This is a genomic window from Spirosoma daeguense, from assembly GCF_054776875.1.
This window is the reverse complement of the sequence record NZ_BAAHBF010000005.1, coordinates 585,846-601,267: the sequence shown is the minus strand read 5'-3', so window position 1 is coordinate 601,267 and position 15,422 is coordinate 585,846. Positions and strand designations below refer to the sequence as shown.

The following is a 15,422-nucleotide window of genomic DNA, read 5'->3' as shown; positions in this document are numbered from 1 at the left end:
AAGGAAAGCCATAAAAAAGATTTGAATAACGTAGCATTGCCTTGGTCACTACGTTATTCAAATCGTTGTGTAATTGGTTGTTTATACCGAAATAACGCGATCGCGGGATACGGTGAGCCATTCGCCTGTTACGTTCCCTTTATCAATCGTATAGGCACGTTCGAAGAGGGCAACCGTGGGGCAAATATGATTCGGTAAGCCATACAATACGTCGCCAATCTGATACGTATGTCCTTCCCCCGCTTCCAGTACCAGGTGTTCTTCGCTCTGGCCAATGGCTTTCAGATTCGGCGCATTCAGGAACGTAGCACGATCACTTAACTCGCCTTCGGCCGCTACTGATTTATGGCCTAAATCAACGCAGATGCGGGTAGGTGTTGGCAGAGAAATGACTCGCGTAACGACCAGTGCCGCAGGTTCAAATGGTTGTTCGGAGAGAATCGTCTGGTAACCTTTGTCCCAATAAATGAACGTACCGGGACTACATTCGACGCCCTGCCGTTTGGCATGAATAGGAAACGTAGGCGTGCCACCCATCACCAGCGTTGGCTTGCTATAGCCGCGAGCCGAAAGAGTGTCACTCAGTAGCTGAACAGGCCAGAAAGCCGCATCACACTCTTTAGTGCGAAGTGCAAAATCGGGGTTACGGATGTGGCCGTCATAAGCATGTAGCCCCACCGGGCGGACACCGGGTAATTGATCAAGTTCGGTGTAGAGCGATAAAACCTTTTCGCCCGGAGTGATGCCTGTGCGGTTCATGCCTACGTTGAGATCAATGTATACCGGAACCACTACGTTAGCCGTTACAGCCAATTCAGAAAGTTGCTGTGCCGTTGCTACGTTGTCGACCAGACAGGAAAACTGGGTTGCTGGATACGTACGAATAAGCTCCAGCAACCGGTGCATTTTGGCTCCGTTGGGCTGATAGGCCAGCAATACGTCGGGCGCGTCAATCATAGCCAGCATTTCGGCTTCGGCAATGGTGGCGCACTTAAACTTACGTATTCCGGCGTCTAAAAGCAGTTGACAGGCTTCCCGCGATTTGTTGGTTTTAACGTGCGGACGCAGCCGATTGACATCACCAACACTTTTGACCAACGCAGCAATATTCGCCTTGACCCGATCGGGGTAAACCACCAGAGCGGGCGTATCGAGCTGCGTAATGGATTGAATGGTGTACCACGACAACTGTTCCATACCTTAAGCCAGTTCAAATAACGCTTCTACTTCAACCGGAATATTATCGGGCAATGAACCCATACCTACAGCAGATCGAACGCCGATGCCGTTTTCTTCGCCCCAGATGCTGGCAAACAACTCACTGCATCCGTTGATGACGTAAGGATGGCGTTCAAAATCGGCTGTGCAGTTAACCATGCCAAGTACTTTAATGACGCGCTTGACCCGGTCGAGGCTACCCAGATTGGTTTTAATCGTTGATAGAATAGTTAAACCCACCTGACGAGCAGCCAGTTTCCCCTGTTCGATGTCTATATCGGCACCAATTCTGCCAATGATCAGGCTTTTATCGTCCTGCACTGGTCCGTGACCCGAAACGTAGAGATATTTTCCGTCGATGAGGTAAGGTTTATAAACACCCAGCGGCTTAGGGGCGGGTGGCAGAGAAAGGCCCAGTTGGGCAAATGCTAATTCAGGTGAAACAATAGACATACGAAATAATTACTGTTTGGGCGGCCCTTTTATAGGTTGCGATTTACGACTTTTAATTGGGTAAATCATGGATTGCGTTCACAAACGCCTGCATTTCCTGCACATCGAGCACCCAGTCGATTGGTGCACCTTCAATGGCTTGCTGAGGCATATAGGCAACCTGAGCGGTTTCGGGTTTCTGAACAACTGTGATTCCACTTGCTTTTTTTATTGCCTTCAGGCCAGCCGTTCCATCGGTGTTTGCTCCTGATAACAGAATGCCAACGGTTGCCGGCCCGTATACATCGGCGGCTGATTCAAACGTTACGTCGATAGATGGGCGGCTGTAGTTCACTTTTTCCGAATCATCGAGCGAAAACGTATTATCACGCTCAATCAATACATGGTAATCGGCTGGTACCAGATAAATGGTGCCGGGCACAATCGGATCTTTATCATCGACCTCCTGAATCGGAATGGTTGTTTTCAGCGAGAGTAGGTTAACCAGTGTTGAGTCAGCGGTATTTTTCCGGTGGAGCACAAGAATCAGGGCAATACGTAGTGGAGCTTTCAGGGCTGGTAAAAGCTGTAACAAGACTTCAATACTACCCGTTGAGCCCCCGATCAGCAAAACCTCACAAGCGGCCGTTATCCGATTTTGCGCCATATTTTTTCGCGGGCTATCTGTTTAAATCGGGATTGTAATGTAGAGAATTTAAGGGTTTCTTTCGATCCCAGCGCCAGATAGCCGAGTGTTGCCAGGCTGTCGTCGAATAAATTTAATACGCGTTCCTGTAACGCTTTGTCAAAGTAAATCAGTACGTTCCGGCAAAGAATCAGATCGAACTCGTTGAAGGAGCGGTCCGAGACCAGATTATGGGTTGAAAACACCATTTTCTCGACCAGATCTTCGTTAAATTTCACAAAACCGTATTGCGCCGTATAGTAGGACGAAAAATCGTTTTTGCCGCCAGCCTGAATATAATTTTCGGAATACTGCTTCATCGGTGCCATGTTGAAAATTCCTTTACGGGCTTTTTCGAGCACTTCAGGATTCAGGTCGGTAGCATAGAGTATCGATTTATGAAACAGGTTAATTTCCTTGAGCAGAATGGCCATTGAAAATACTTCTTCACCCGTTGAACAGCCCGCATGCCAGATTCGAATAAATGGCTTTGCCGCCAGTGTTGGTAATACGTCCTCGCGCAGGGTTTTGTAGAAGAGCGGGTCGCGAAACATTTCCGTTACGTTTACCGTCAGCTCTTCAATAAATCGTTTTACGTAGTCTGAATCAGATTTTACACGATACCTTAATTCGGCAAAACTGGGAAATTTATCCAGCGACATAATCCGGTTGATCCGACGCTTCAGCGACGCACGGGCGTAGTGGGTAAAATCATAGCCATGCACCTCAATAAGGTCGCTAAGGAGCAGGTCGATTTCGTATTCTTCAATCATAAAATCCGCTTAAATCGTTGATAGAAGAGACAGAAGCCTATCAACATCAATCGGTTTCGAAATATATTCGGTTGCCCCAGCTCGAAGACATTTCTCGCGGTCGCCCACCATGGCCTGAGCCGTTACCGAAAAAATAGGGGTATCCGCGTGATTTGGAAGGTTTTTGATACGTGGAATGGCCTCGTAACCGTCCATTTCGGGCATCATCATATCAATCAGAATGGCGTCGATAGCTGTATCTGAAACTAATAACGTCAGGGCATCCTGTGCGCGCTGACATGAAACGCAATCGAACCCTTTGGCACGTAACGTAGCAGTCAGGGCAAAAATATTGCGGGAATCGTCGTCAATAATCAGGATTCGCTTTTTCGACATAGGGGAAATGAATTTTCTAGTTTAGTTACCATCCCCAACCGAGCGTCGGCCAGCCCATCCTGAAACAGGAAGGGGCTTTCTCTCAGACCAACACTGGTCGTTTATTCAAGTTTAGAATAAGGGAGCAAATGAGTCTCGGTGTGTCCCCTCCTAAAACAGGAGGGGGTTGGGGGTGGTAATCACAATACGTTTAGTTACGCTCATACAGCCAGACACGTAACAGCGATATAAGCTGGTCGATGTCAACGGGTTTGGTGATGTAATCAGACGCTCCGGCCTGAATACATTTCTCACGGTCGCCAGTCATGGCCTTGGCCGTAACGGCAATAACGGGCAGATTTTTCCACTGATAATGTTCCCGAATTTTGCGGGCGGTTTCGTAACCATCCATCTGCGGCATCATCATATCCAGCAGCACAATATCGACGCCGGGGTGTTCGCCTAGCTTTTGAAGTGCTTCCTGACCATTCAGGGCCGCAACAACCGTCATATTGTATTGCTCCAGTGCCTTCGAGAGTGAGAAAATATTCCGCACATCATCATCGGCTACCAACACTGTTTTGTTATTCAGCACCTGATTTAGACCTCCTAATTTTCGGGATGCTTTAGCTGCGTTGCTGCTCTGTTTGTTTTCCTCAACCAAGTGCAGAAACAACGACACTTCATCGAGCATACGCTGGTAGGAGTGAGCGGTTTTGATGATGATGGAATCGGCGTATTTCTTTATACGCAGTTCTTCGGCCATCGACAGGCTCTTGCCCGTGAAAATGATAATCGGAAGCTCTTCCAGGCCCGGATTTTTCTTGATTGCTTCGAGCGTGTCATAAGCGTGATGATCAGGAATACCCATATCCAGAATCACACAATCGACTTCTTTCCGATGGAGGGCGGTGATGCCTTCCGTTACGTTGCTTTTCAGTTCCGACGTAATGTTGAACGACTCCAGATAGTAAGCCAGCGCTTTAGCATGTTTGGGGTTGTCTTCAATGATCAGGACTTTCTTTGGATCGCGATTCAGTACGTATTCAAGCCGTTTAAACACTTCCTGCATTTGCTCGAAGGCCACGGGTTTATCCACGAAATTGATGGCTCCTTTCAGTAGACTCTCGTTCTTGAGCCTATGCGACGACATGATGTGTACCGGAATAGGGCGGGTTTTCGGGTCGGCTTTCAAGGCATCCATTACCTCCCAACCGCTCATTACGGGCAGTTGAATATCGAGCAGAATACCGATCGGTTTTAGTGCTGCCGCCAGTCGTAAGCCTTCATCACCCCTAACGGCTACTACGCCTTTATAGCCTTTTTTTCGAGTATATTCGAGCAGCGATTTGGCGAAGTTGGTATCGTCTTCAACAATCAGTATCGTTTTATCGCCGGGCTGTATATCCTTCCGGTCGTCGGGTATGGCTTCGGGAATGCTTGGGCTGATGTATTTGTCCAATTCTTTTACTTCGGCTGGAGCCTCTATTGGCAATATAGCTACCGGTTTAGGAACTGGATTCTGTTCTGGCTCGGTCACTACGTGGTTGGGCGAAAGTGGCACTCGCACCGTAAACGTACTGCCCTGATTTACCTGACTGACCAGCGTGATTTCGCCACCGAGCAATTTTGCCAGTTCGCGGCTGATTGATAAGCCGAGCCCCGTACCGCCATATTTTCGTTTGGTAGAGCCATCCGCCTGCTGAAACGCTTCGAAGATAATCGGTTGTTTTTCGGAAGGAATACCAATGCCCGTATCAGTTACGGCAAACGTAAGAATTGGGTCGCCAGTCCGTTTGGTCTTCCCTTGCTTGACCGATAACGTAACACTGCCATTAGCGGTGAATTTGAGTGCGTTCGAAATCAGATTTTTCAGAATCTGGCCCAGTCGGGTTTTGTCGGTTTCGATGATGGCTGGTACGTCTGAATCAATCGAAACAACAAGGTCGAGCTTCTTTTCTTTAGCCAGCAAGCCAAACAAAGCCTGAATTTCGTCGGTAATGTCGCGAAGGGCCACCTGTTGATAATCGAGCTTCATCTGACCTGCTTCGATCTTCGACAAATCAAGAATTTCATCGATAAGCCCTAACAAACCATTGCCCGACGATTGAATTACCTTGGCATATTCAATCTGATCGTCGGTCAGATTTTCGTCGGTATTCTCCGAAAGTAGTCGGCTCAGAAGTAGGATGGAGTTGAGCGGTGTACGAAGTTCATGACTCATGTTCGCCAAAAACTCTGATTTATAGCGCGTTGCCAGTTCCAGTTCATCGGCTTTCTTTTGAATTTCGTCGTTTTTTTCTTCCAGCAACAAGCCCCGCTCTTCGAGTTCAGTATTTGTTTGCTGCAATTCTTCCTGTTGTACCCGAAGTTCTTCTTCTGAAGTCTGGAGCCGTTGTGCCTGCATTTCCAGTTCGGCGTTGAGGTTTTCCAGTTCGTTGTGCTGTGCCTGTAACTCTTCTGACTGAGCCTGCGTTTCTTCCAGAAAATTTTGAAGCTTTACATAATCCTGTGCGGCATTGATGCTGATTGCGGCAGCTTCCAGATTGGCGTCAATAAAGTCGAGTTCAAGCTGTTCTGGTGCTCGTAAAAGCCCTAATTCGAGAGCACCTACACACGTATTACCATACAGAAGCGGAGCCATAATAACCGTTCGGGGCAACGTATCGACCAGCGATGACGTAATACGATTATAATTGTCAGGAAGATCCTGAATTACAATCGTTTTCTTCTGTTCAATTGCCTGCCCAAGCAGCCCATCGCCAATCTGAATGGTTTCAGGCGCATTTGTGGTTGCATAACTGCTGGCGAGCCGGTAGCCGGTTTCGTTATCGGTCAGATACAATGTACCCAACGGAGCTTTCAGATAACCGGCAAACGTATTAACCAGTTGAGTCGCTAGTTTTCTGATGTCCCGTTCTCCACGGATGGCATCGCTCAGTTTAACCGAACCCGTTTGTAGCCAGTTTCGATTTTTGAGTGCATTAAATGTTTCTTCGAGCGAAGCAGCCATTTGATTCAGGGCGTGCGCAATACGCCCCAGATCATCTTCTTGGGTGTCTTCACTCCGAATGGTGTAATTGCCAGCCGATATTTGTTGGGTAATATCCTCCAGCGTGGCAATACGTAGGGCGGTTTCAACATAGAGAGCTTCGTCGGCCAATTGTCGCGCTAACCGATCGTCCATATCACTTTTGATACGTATATACGTGAAACCTGTGATCAGCATGGAAACGATGGCCGCAATGATGAGCAGAAAAGGTGTATAAGTGATGTAAATTTCCTGTTGATCGGTCCGATCTTTAAGCAAAGTCTGCTCGGCGTTTTTCATCCGATTGATAACCTGTCGGAGATCGTCCATAATGGCTTTTCCCTTTATCATTTCCCGATGCCGTTGGATCGTATCCCGTACAAAGGACCTGTTTTGCGAAACGATGTCGATGACACGCTCCATCTGATCATACTTAGCTTCGTACAACCGCTTCAATTCAGTAAGGTTGCGTTCCTGCGTTGGATTGTCGGTGGTTAATTCGAGCAGCTTATTGTAGCTTCCGTTTACGCGTTCGTGGCTTCCATTGTAAGGTTGCAGAAAAAGCGGGTCGAGCGTAACCAGAAAACCACGCTGTCCCGTTTCGGCATCTTTCACCAGCGACATGATGTTCTCAGACTCGAGAAGTACCTGATTTGTGTGATTGACCAGTCGGGAATTACTGATTAGCTTCTGGATGCTATAAAACGATGCCGCCAGGCTAATAAGTAGCAGCAGTGTCGACAAGGTAAAAACAATCTGAAGCTGACGGATAACAGAATTCGATTGTGCTGATAGTGGCATATACAGGACCGAAATTTCTTAAATGGATAAAGTGAAATGGATAATAGATACTGTTTTTGCGCTGATTGTTAGTTGATTATCCATTTCACTTTATTACTCATTTACTTATTTCGATTGCTTAATAGGTAAAACAATAGTAAAACGAGCACCTTCGCCCTCGCGACTTTGGGCCGTAATCAGGCCGTGGTGCTTTTCGATATTCTTCTTGGCAATGGCTAGTCCAATGCCCGTTCCTTCATAACTGGTGCGATTGTGGAGTCGTTGGAAAATAACGAAAATTCGATCCAGAAACTTCTCATCGAATCCAATCCCATTATCCTGCACAACAATTCGGCAGTAGGCTCCCTCGGGCAGTGGGGCACCATCGAATGCCAACGTAGTGATCCGTTCAGCACCGATGTGAATACTGGGCGCTACGTTCGGTTTGATAAATTTGAGAGCGTTACTGATCAGATTCTGAAATACCTGCCGAATGCGCCCTGGCATGGAGTCGATAACTGGAAGATTATCAATACGTATCGTGGCATCAGTGCGGTTGATGGCTTCATCGAAGTCGAGTAATAACTCAGCAATAAGCGCATTCAAATCCGTAGCCTGATACGACTCAACATTCGATAGGCGGGAGTAGGTCAGTAAATCATTGATGAGCGAAGCCATACGCGCCGACGCCCGAATCGAACGGTCGAGGTAGGCAGAAGCGTCTTCGTTTTGTTTGAGGTATTTTTCCTTGATGGTGTCGTTGAGCAACTGAATTTTACGTAGTGGTTCTTTCAAATCGTGCGAAACTACCCAGCTAAACTGCTGAAGCTCATGGTTTGTCTGTTCCAGCTCAGCGTTTTTGTGCAGGAGTTCAGTTGTTCGTAGCCGCACTTCCTGCTCCAGTAACTCAGCGGCCTGTTTTTGCGGATGAATGTCGGTAAAGGTACCAATCCAGCGAAGCAATACGTCCTGTTGTTTAATGGGAACGATTCGTAGCAGATGATAACGGTATTCTCCCGTTTTTAGGTTTTTCAGGCGGAGTTCCCGTGTAAAGTCGACTTCGTCCGTAAAAGCTTGTTTCCAGTCGTCGCAAATGTCATCGTCTGGATGGCATTCCGGTAATGTTCTGGCGTTTATAGCGTACTGAAACCAGTGTTCATTGGCATATTCCAACTGGCCGTCGGGCGTTACGGTAAAGGCCATTTGCGGCAGCGAGGCCAATACGGCCTGCAATGCCTGCATCTGTTGTGTCAGAGCCTCTTGGGCCTGTGTCCGTACCTCTATTTCTTTACGTAGCGAATCCTGCGTAGTCCGAAGCTCTTGCTGCTGTTCATACAATTTTTGAAGCGTTTTAACCTTCAGAACCAGAATATCGAGATCAACGGGTTTGGTCAGGTAATCGACTCCGCCCGAGGTGTATCCTTTGGTGATGAACTTCTTTTCGGTGTTGACCGCCGACAGAAATATAATGGACGTATACTTGGCTTTACCAAAACCGGCGATTGCATTGGCAACCTCGAAACCGTCCATATCAGGCATCTGAACGTCGAGAATGATAACAGAATAGGACGTATTGAGAACTTTCTTAAGCGCTTCTTCGCCCGAACCTGCTGTATCGACGGAGAATCGATGTAGCTCGAGCAGCTTTTTTAGAGGAAGTATATTCTCAGGTCTGTCATCGACAATTAAAATCATGTATACGTATTGGCTAAAACGTTGAGGGAGATGTCAAATTTCCGAAAAATCGGCCAGAAGTTAGTGCGATAAGGAGAGGTTCGTAAAAAACTATGTCTTCCAGAGAAATTAAAGGTGAAGATAAAGCACAAGAGGAAGCGCTTCCAAATAACTGAATTATACGGTACCTAACGTCTCCGAACTATTGCTGTTACGTAACGTATATTACTACGTAGCGCATTGGCAATGAATGAAACCATTTATTATCTTACCTGCTGAATATCAACCTGAACTACAATATGAAATACGTATTACTTTTTTTGTTGGGAGCACTTACTAACGTAGCGTATTCTCAATTGACTGGCTCGCCCGTTTTCTCGATTACATTTTCTGCAACTCAATCGGCTCACCCGCTCGACGGTCGTGTGTTGCTCATTCTGGCGAAAACAAATAAGCCAGAGCCACGTGAGCAGGTAAGTGATGCGGTTGAAACAGCACAACTTTTTGGAATAGATGTGAATGGGCTGAAGCCCGGCCAACCAGCCATGATTGATGCCAGTGTGTTTGGATACCCTAAAAAGAGCCTGAAAGAACTGGCGCCGGGCGATTACTACGTTCAGGCCGTTTTGCACAAATACGAAACCTTTAAACGTAGCGATGGGCATACGGTAAAACTGCCCATGGATCGGGGAGAAGGACAAAACTGGCGCATAGCTCCGGGAAATTTATTTAGTAAATCCCAGAAAATCACACTGAAAACAGGTAGTAGTCAGCCGATTGCTATTGTGCTGGATCAGATAAATCCGCCAATCGAAGAGCCGAAAGACACGAAGTTTATCAAGCATATTAAGATTCAGAGTGAGCGGCTGACCAAATTCTGGGGACGACCGATGTATCTGGGCGCACACGTACTGATTCCGGCCGGGTTCGATGAACATCCAGAAGCAAAGTATCCGCTCTGCATTTATCACGGCCATTTTCCGTCTAATTTCGATGGATTTAGCGAAACGCCACCGCCTGCCAATATGGATACGACCGATTATGCCGAGCGATTTCATATTTACGGCTACAAGAAAATTGTGGCGCAGGAAGCCTACGATTTCTACAAAAAATGGACGAGCAAGGATTTTCCGCGAATGCTGATTATTGAAATTCAACATGCTAACCCATATTACGACGATTCATATGCGGTTAATTCCGAAAATCTGGGACCGTATGGTGATGCTATCATGTATGAATTGCTGCCCGAGATAGAAAAACGTTTTCGGGGAATTGGGCAGGGGTGGGCCCGGTTTGCGTATGGTGGTTCAACAGGTGGTTGGGAAGCATTGGCCGTACAAACGTTTTATCCCGATGAGTTTAACGGTTGTTTTGCGGCTTGCCCCGACCCCATTACGTTCGATGCGTATACCAATTTCAACCTATATAAAGACAAAAACGCGTATTACACCGAAGGACCATTTCGCCGAACACCCCGCCCCGCCCAACGGAATTATCTTGGTCAGGTGAAATGCACGACCGAAGAATCGAATCATCGGGAATTGGTGATTGGTACAAACAGCCGTTCGGGCGATCAGTTCGATATCTGGGAAGCGGTTTACTCGCCAGTTGGAACTGACGGTTATCCGAAACGTATCTGGGATAAGTTGACAGGCAAAATCGATACGAACGTAGCGGCCTACTGGCGTGAACATTACGACCTGATGCACATTCTGAAACGTGACTGGAAAACCCTCGGCCCAAAACTGACTGGCAAAATTCACCTATACTGCGGGGATATGGACAACTATTACCTCAACAATGCTGTGTATTTGATGGAGGATTTTCTGAAGCGTGTAAAAAGCCCATCGGCCAATAGCGAGGTGGCTTACGGCGACCGTGCCGAGCATTGCTGGAACGGCGATCCTACGCAACCCAATTACATCAGCCGTTTACGGTATAATACCATGTATATCGAAAAAATCATAAAACGTATCGAAGCCAACCACCCAACCAATGCCGACCTGAAAAGCTGGAGGTATTAAAAAAGTTATAGAGTTGTAGGGTTAAAGCGTTATAAGGCTGTAAAGTAATATGGGTACAAAATTTATTTACTTAATATGCCTACAGCCTTATAAATCAACAATTTTCTTTTTGGTAATGAAGTAATAGAAATAATATACTAAGCTTAGGCATTACTTCTTTAGTGCCTGTACGTCATGAATAAAAAGTACTATTCTTGATGAAAGAGACAATTGAAATAGCTGACATTAAACGTAAACGCCGAATCGCTATTGAATCTATCGAGTATTTCGTGAGTGAAGGAAATTATACGTATGTGTATTTAAAAAACGAGCCACCTGTTCTGATTGCTAAAACACTGCTACGTTTTGCCGAACAGTTGCCAGAGTTCATTCGAATTCATAAAGGTACATTAGTAAATCCCAGCCATATCGTTGGCCATTATCCGCACAGAGGAGGCATGTTGGCGGTACGCCTGTCGGGTGAGCGCTCGCTACTTGTTGCCCGGCGTCGGGCAAGTGAACTTAAACAACATCTGTCTAATCTGGCTCGTCGTTCATAATGACGTATGACAGGACAATATATTAAGTTTTTAGGTAGAGTTGTCTGTTAGGTGAAGCCGCCTAAGAGCTTGGAAGAACTCTATCGCTTGACACATTCATCGACAGATAAATTTAACGATTTGCAAGAAGATTTTTACGAGGCCAATAGTGAAATTGAGACCGTTGCAAGAGATTGTATGGCAACAGATTTTAACTTTATTGCCGCTACTTATGGGTTTGTAGACGCAGACATTAAGGAGTTAGCTGCAACAAGAGATTGGTAAAATAGGATTGTATTGTTGTCCGCTTCGCGTAGCTTCCCTGTCTGCGACAGTTTGCACCTCCCGGTGCATAATTTGCAGCCAGACCCAAGGTCGAGAGTACGTTTATTCAGTGATGTGGCTTCCATATCCATCAACCTCGTGGTCGTTGGGTAGCAAAAACAGCAAAAATGACTAGCAAAGTTAGTCGCGAGGGTGTAAGTGTTCAGGTAAGTTTGTGAGCAATAAGTTATCGGAAAAGCAGTTGCTACGTAAGCATGAGCTTATTCTCGTTGCTAATATTTACAATCTACGAAAACTCGAATGTGCCCCGGTCTGATACGTTCGCTGGCGAAACTAATGAGGCCCAATAGGATGTACTAATCGAATTGATTACGCAGTGCAGCACGAAAAAAATACAGCAGGTCCGATCAACGTAACACTGGCGAAAAGGCTGGTATATTGCAGATCGAAATCCTGAGTATAAGAATAAAGTAGGCAAAAGGCCGAGTGATTATTTTGATCTGGTAAAAAAATAAGCCAGAACCCCGCTACGTTAGCAGTAGGGATTCTGGCTTATTTTTTACCATTAAAGCTTCGACAAAAAGGCCATTGTATCAATGCCATCTGCGTAGTCGTTAAGACCGGGACGCTGCGTTTGTCCGAAAGCAACTGTTGGAATGTTGGTATTGCCCGAAATCCAGTTTTGCGCCGATGCTATAACCTGGATCTGTTCGCTACGTGTTGATAGCCAATTTGTTAAATCCTCCCCCGTTCGGTATTTCTGGAAATACAGAACGGAGATAGGCGATACAAGCCCGTCGTTTTCGGTCAGTAATAAATAGCCATTATCCAGATGCGGAACAGCGTTGATCAGATAAATCGACTTATTGTAATCGTAATTGTTCTGGTACTTATGATTGTTCAGATACAAATTGGCATTGGGTTCTAATACCCGAAGGAGTGGCGTGAAATCGTAATCATCAGGCACTAATATTGTTGATACGTTCCGACAGCCCAGCCCGTAATAGTCGGAGAGATCATGCCCAAGTTTCTGAAATTCCTCTTCACTTTCTTCGCCCATCAATACGCCAACCGATGTGCGGTTCTTGCGAATAATGTGCGGTTTCTTTGAAAAATAGTATTCAAAATAGCGAGACGTATTGTTGCTGCCCGTAGCAATGTAAGCATCGGCTGCATTCAACCGTTCTGCTTCTTCAATCCATTCTGAAAATGCAGGATTGATATCTTTTAATTTTTGTATTAAATAATGAATAAGTACAAAATCTTGACTACTCAGCTTGGCTAACAGTTTATGACCGCTCAGTAGAATGCAAAGTAGATCGTGAAAGCCGACAGCCGGAATATTACCCGCCATCACTACGCCAACAACGCGAGGGGTTTCTGGCTCGGTACGGTATTGACTAAGCCACGAAGTAAGTTTATCGACACTTAGAAACTCATCGGCAATAGCACGTAACGCATTGAGCGAGTTAGTAGGCGTAAACCAGTTATTTTTGTGTTGAGCCCGGTAAGCAATCTCCTCTAATTCGGGTTGGGCTTCGGCCGAACGAAGGAAGTTGCCAAGAGCCACGAACGTTTGCAGGCGTTCTGTTTGAAGCATGAACTAAATAAACAAATGGAATACACCATCAACTAATGTAATTGAATTTTAGTTTGCCATCCACCTTTAAATAGTTATATTTGTTGTCTGATTCAAGAAGTTACATACTTAGCGCATATAAATAGTATTGCTCATGGCAATCGTAATAACTGACGAGTGTATCAATTGTGGTGCCTGCGAACCCGAGTGTCCGAATACAGCTATCTACGAAGGTGGTGTTGAATGGACGTGGGGTGGGGGAACAGAACTGACTGAAGTTGATTTTGGCGATGGTACAATTGTAGATGGTAAAGATCCACAATTACCAGTCTCGAATGAATTTTATTACATAGTACCTGACAAGTGCACAGAGTGTATGGGATTCCACGAAGAGCCCCAGTGTGCGGCTGTTTGTCCGGTCGATTGCTGTGTACCAGATCCGGACCACGAAGAAGACGAAGAGACATTGCTGGCTAAAAAAGCGTGGCTACATGCTGAAGCATAAGCAATAGTTCGACATAACGGAAATTTAGTTGATAAGGCCCAACCAGTTCGCTGGTTGGGCCTTATTGTTTTTGCACTTTTTTGAGCTACCCCAAATAGCCCTTGAAAGACATATGTGAAAAAGGCCTTAGAAAGAATATTTGGTGAAAAGATGTATTGGCAAAATATTTTAAAAATATATTAAAATGAATTTTTAAGGCATTAATGCTAGATAGATTAGTATATTTTCAACAAAAAAGGCGAAAAAACAGAAAAACACATAATTATTTTGATCTGTATCTTGCATAGAATAATAAAAGTGATAAAATTTGCTACGAAATAAGACCACAGTGATATTCGAGCACAACCAAATTAAAACTATGAAAAAAGCTTTTTTACTTATTGGTTCTTTGTTTTTAGGTTTTGCCGCTCAGGCACAGGATTCCACCGCTGCTTCTTCTGGAAAATTTACTTTTTCCGGCTACATGGACACCTACTACCTGGGAAACTTTAATAACCCTAAAAGCCAGTCGAACTTAGGTTTGAATGGTTCAGGAGTTGGAAATGCTCGTGTTTTTGACCACCGCTCTGGTACGTTTGGAATTGGCCTGATTCAGGCAAAAGCCGTTTATACGGCCGATAAGGTAGACGCGGTTATGGATCTGGCATTTGGTCCGTTTGCCGATCTGGGTAACTATGGTAACAATTATGGTCTGCTTGGTACGGCGGGTTCTACGTCGCTGGCCATCAAGCAAGCTTATATTACGTTTAAAGCAACCAGCAAATTATCGTTCACGGCTGGTCAGTTCGGTACGCACATTGGCTATGAAGTAATTGACGCTCCGGTTAACTACAACTACTCACTGTCTAACCTTTTCAATAACGGCCCATTCTACCATACGGGTTTGAAAGCGCAATATGCGTTCAGTGATAAAGTTTCGTTGATGGTGGGTGTTGTGAACAACGTTGATAACATCTTCGATAACAACAAAAAGAAAGGTCTGATCGGGCAACTCTTTGTTTCGCCTGCTTCAGGCTGGAGTGTGTATGTGAACGCTATTACGTCGAACGAAGCGTCGAAAAGTGTAGACGGTGTAAGTCAGGACGATGCAAGCTATACCGTACTTGATTTAGCTACTACGTATCAGATTACGTCTAAATTCTTCCTCGGTCTGAACGCAGCTACAGGTTCACAAAAAGGTGATTTCCAGAATGGTGGCGGCCCATCTACAACGAAAACATGGGGTGGTTTCGCAGTGTACTCTAACTATGCTTTCACGGAGAAGTTTGGCTTAGGCGCTCGTTATGAAATGTTCGATAACAAGAACGGTGTACGTGCTTTGACAGATGCTGCTGGTAATGGTGCTAGTGTAAATTCGATCACGATCACTGGTAATATCACCGCTGCCGATGGTCACGTACTGCTCAAGCCTGAACTACGTATCGATACGTATTCGGCGAACAAGTTCGAGAAAAATGATGGTACTCTGACACCTTCGCAAGCTACGCTCGGTATGGCTGCCATCTTCAAATTCTAATCCTCGTATCCTCCGTTTTCTTAACCAATTTTCAATTCTAGTACAACA

The 15,422-nt window shown here is 45.6% G+C and carries 13 protein-coding genes and 1 pseudogene; 6 read left to right on the top strand and 8 right to left on the bottom strand.

Features of this window, described 5'->3' with window-relative positions; genetic code table 11:
• Nucleotides 1–81: 81 nt before the first annotated feature.
• From ACYVD4_RS18785 to ACYVD4_RS18755, 7 genes are all read right to left on the bottom strand, one after another.
• A complete protein-coding gene (locus ACYVD4_RS18785; RefSeq protein ID WP_460948484.1) occupies nt 82–1,197 on the bottom strand; it encodes a D-TA family PLP-dependent enzyme in 1,116 nt (371 codons plus the stop codon).
• Between the two features lie 3 nt (nt 1,198–1,200).
• Entirely contained in the window at nt 1,201–1,671 is a 471-nt protein-coding gene (locus tag ACYVD4_RS18780; RefSeq protein WP_460948483.1) for a RidA family protein, read from the bottom strand.
• Nucleotides 1,672–1,723: 52 nt separating this feature from the next.
• Nucleotides 1,724–2,317, bottom strand: coding sequence for a chemotaxis protein CheB (locus ACYVD4_RS18775; protein WP_460948482.1), 594 nt, complete (start codon nt 2,315–2,317; stop codon nt 1,724–1,726).
• Complete coding sequence (locus ACYVD4_RS18770; RefSeq protein WP_460948481.1) at nt 2,299–3,108, bottom strand: CheR family methyltransferase; 810 nt, start codon at nt 3,106–3,108, stop codon at nt 2,299–2,301. Before ACYVD4_RS18770 ends, ACYVD4_RS18775 begins: the two co-directional genes overlap by 19 nt.
• Nucleotides 3,109–3,117: 9 nt before the next feature.
• Nucleotides 3,118–3,483, bottom strand: a complete 366-nt coding sequence (locus ACYVD4_RS18765; protein WP_460948480.1) for a response regulator — start codon at nt 3,481–3,483, stop codon at nt 3,118–3,120.
• 190 nt (nt 3,484–3,673) lie between these two features.
• Nucleotides 3,674–7,294 (bottom strand): response regulator, encoded by a 3,621-nt coding sequence (locus ACYVD4_RS18760; protein WP_460948479.1) that lies wholly within the window; start codon nt 7,292–7,294, stop codon nt 3,674–3,676.
• 105 nt (nt 7,295–7,399) lie between these two features.
• Nucleotides 7,400–8,968 (bottom strand): hybrid sensor histidine kinase/response regulator, encoded by a 1,569-nt coding sequence (locus ACYVD4_RS18755; RefSeq protein ID WP_460948478.1) that lies wholly within the window; start codon nt 8,966–8,968, stop codon nt 7,400–7,402.
• A gap of 278 nt (nt 8,969–9,246) precedes the next feature.
• Here ACYVD4_RS18755 and ACYVD4_RS18750 point away from each other — a divergent pair, with 278 nt between their 5' ends.
• From ACYVD4_RS18750 to ACYVD4_RS18735, 4 genes and pseudogenes are all read left to right on the top strand, one after another.
• A complete protein-coding gene (locus ACYVD4_RS18750; protein ID WP_460948477.1) occupies nt 9,247–10,971 on the top strand; it encodes an alpha/beta hydrolase in 1,725 nt (574 codons plus the stop codon).
• A gap of 197 nt (nt 10,972–11,168) precedes the next feature.
• The gene (locus ACYVD4_RS18745) at nt 11,169–11,510 is read left to right on the top strand and encodes a LytR/AlgR family response regulator transcription factor (RefSeq protein WP_460948476.1); all 342 of its coding nucleotides are present in this window, start codon (nt 11,169–11,171) and stop codon (nt 11,508–11,510) included.
• 69 nt (nt 11,511–11,579) lie between these two features.
• Nucleotides 11,580–11,774: a DUF5713 family protein gene (locus ACYVD4_RS18740; protein ID WP_460948475.1), complete on the top strand. Its 195-nt coding sequence runs from the start codon at nt 11,580–11,582 to the stop codon at nt 11,772–11,774.
• Nucleotides 11,775–11,973: 199 nt separating this feature from the next.
• A pseudogene (locus ACYVD4_RS18735) lies at nt 11,974–12,090 on the top strand (hypothetical protein); the annotation flags it as partial.
• A gap of 249 nt (nt 12,091–12,339) precedes the next feature.
• Here the strand turns inward: ACYVD4_RS18735 and ACYVD4_RS18730 are convergent.
• Nucleotides 12,340–13,374: an acyl-CoA reductase gene (locus tag ACYVD4_RS18730; protein ID WP_460948473.1), complete on the bottom strand. Its 1,035-nt coding sequence runs from the start codon at nt 13,372–13,374 to the stop codon at nt 12,340–12,342.
• 133 nt (nt 13,375–13,507) lie between these two features.
• On the opposite strand from ACYVD4_RS18730, the gene ACYVD4_RS18725 reads away from it, so the two are divergent.
• Nucleotides 13,508–13,858, top strand: coding sequence for a 4Fe-4S dicluster domain-containing protein (locus tag ACYVD4_RS18725; RefSeq protein ID WP_460948471.1), 351 nt, complete (start codon nt 13,508–13,510; stop codon nt 13,856–13,858).
• A 358-nt stretch (nt 13,859–14,216) separates the two neighbouring features.
• Nucleotides 14,217–15,374, top strand: coding sequence for a porin (locus ACYVD4_RS18720; protein WP_460948469.1), 1,158 nt, complete (start codon nt 14,217–14,219; stop codon nt 15,372–15,374).
• Nucleotides 15,375–15,422: the final 48 nt, after the last annotated feature.

Bases quoted from the DNA above. Each gene is read 5' to 3' on its own strand.
- ACYVD4_RS18785 (WP_460948484.1), bottom strand. From the start codon at position 1,197: ATGGAACAGTTGTCGTGGTACACCATTCAATCCATTACGCAGCTCGAT.
- ACYVD4_RS18780 (WP_460948483.1), bottom strand. From the start codon at position 1,671: ATGTCTATTGTTTCACCTGAATTAGCATTTGCCCAACTGGGCCTTTCT.
- ACYVD4_RS18775 (WP_460948482.1), bottom strand. From the start codon at position 2,317: ATGGCGCAAAATCGGATAACGGCCGCTTGTGAGGTTTTGCTGATCGGG.
- ACYVD4_RS18770 (WP_460948481.1), bottom strand. From the start codon at position 3,108: ATGATTGAAGAATACGAAATCGACCTGCTCCTTAGCGACCTTATTGAG.
- ACYVD4_RS18765 (WP_460948480.1), bottom strand. From the start codon at position 3,483: ATGTCGAAAAAGCGAATCCTGATTATTGACGACGATTCCCGCAATATT.
- ACYVD4_RS18760 (WP_460948479.1), bottom strand. From the start codon at position 7,294: ATGCCACTATCAGCACAATCGAATTCTGTTATCCGTCAGCTTCAGATT.
- ACYVD4_RS18755 (WP_460948478.1), bottom strand. From the start codon at position 8,968: ATGATTTTAATTGTCGATGACAGACCTGAGAATATACTTCCTCTAAAA.
- ACYVD4_RS18750 (WP_460948477.1), top strand. From the start codon at position 9,247: ATGAAATACGTATTACTTTTTTTGTTGGGAGCACTTACTAACGTAGCG.
- ACYVD4_RS18745 (WP_460948476.1), top strand. From the start codon at position 11,169: ATGAAAGAGACAATTGAAATAGCTGACATTAAACGTAAACGCCGAATC.
- ACYVD4_RS18730 (WP_460948473.1), bottom strand. From the start codon at position 13,374: ATGCTTCAAACAGAACGCCTGCAAACGTTCGTGGCTCTTGGCAACTTC.
- ACYVD4_RS18725 (WP_460948471.1), top strand. From the start codon at position 13,508: ATGGCAATCGTAATAACTGACGAGTGTATCAATTGTGGTGCCTGCGAA.
- ACYVD4_RS18720 (WP_460948469.1), top strand. From the start codon at position 14,217: ATGAAAAAAGCTTTTTTACTTATTGGTTCTTTGTTTTTAGGTTTTGCC.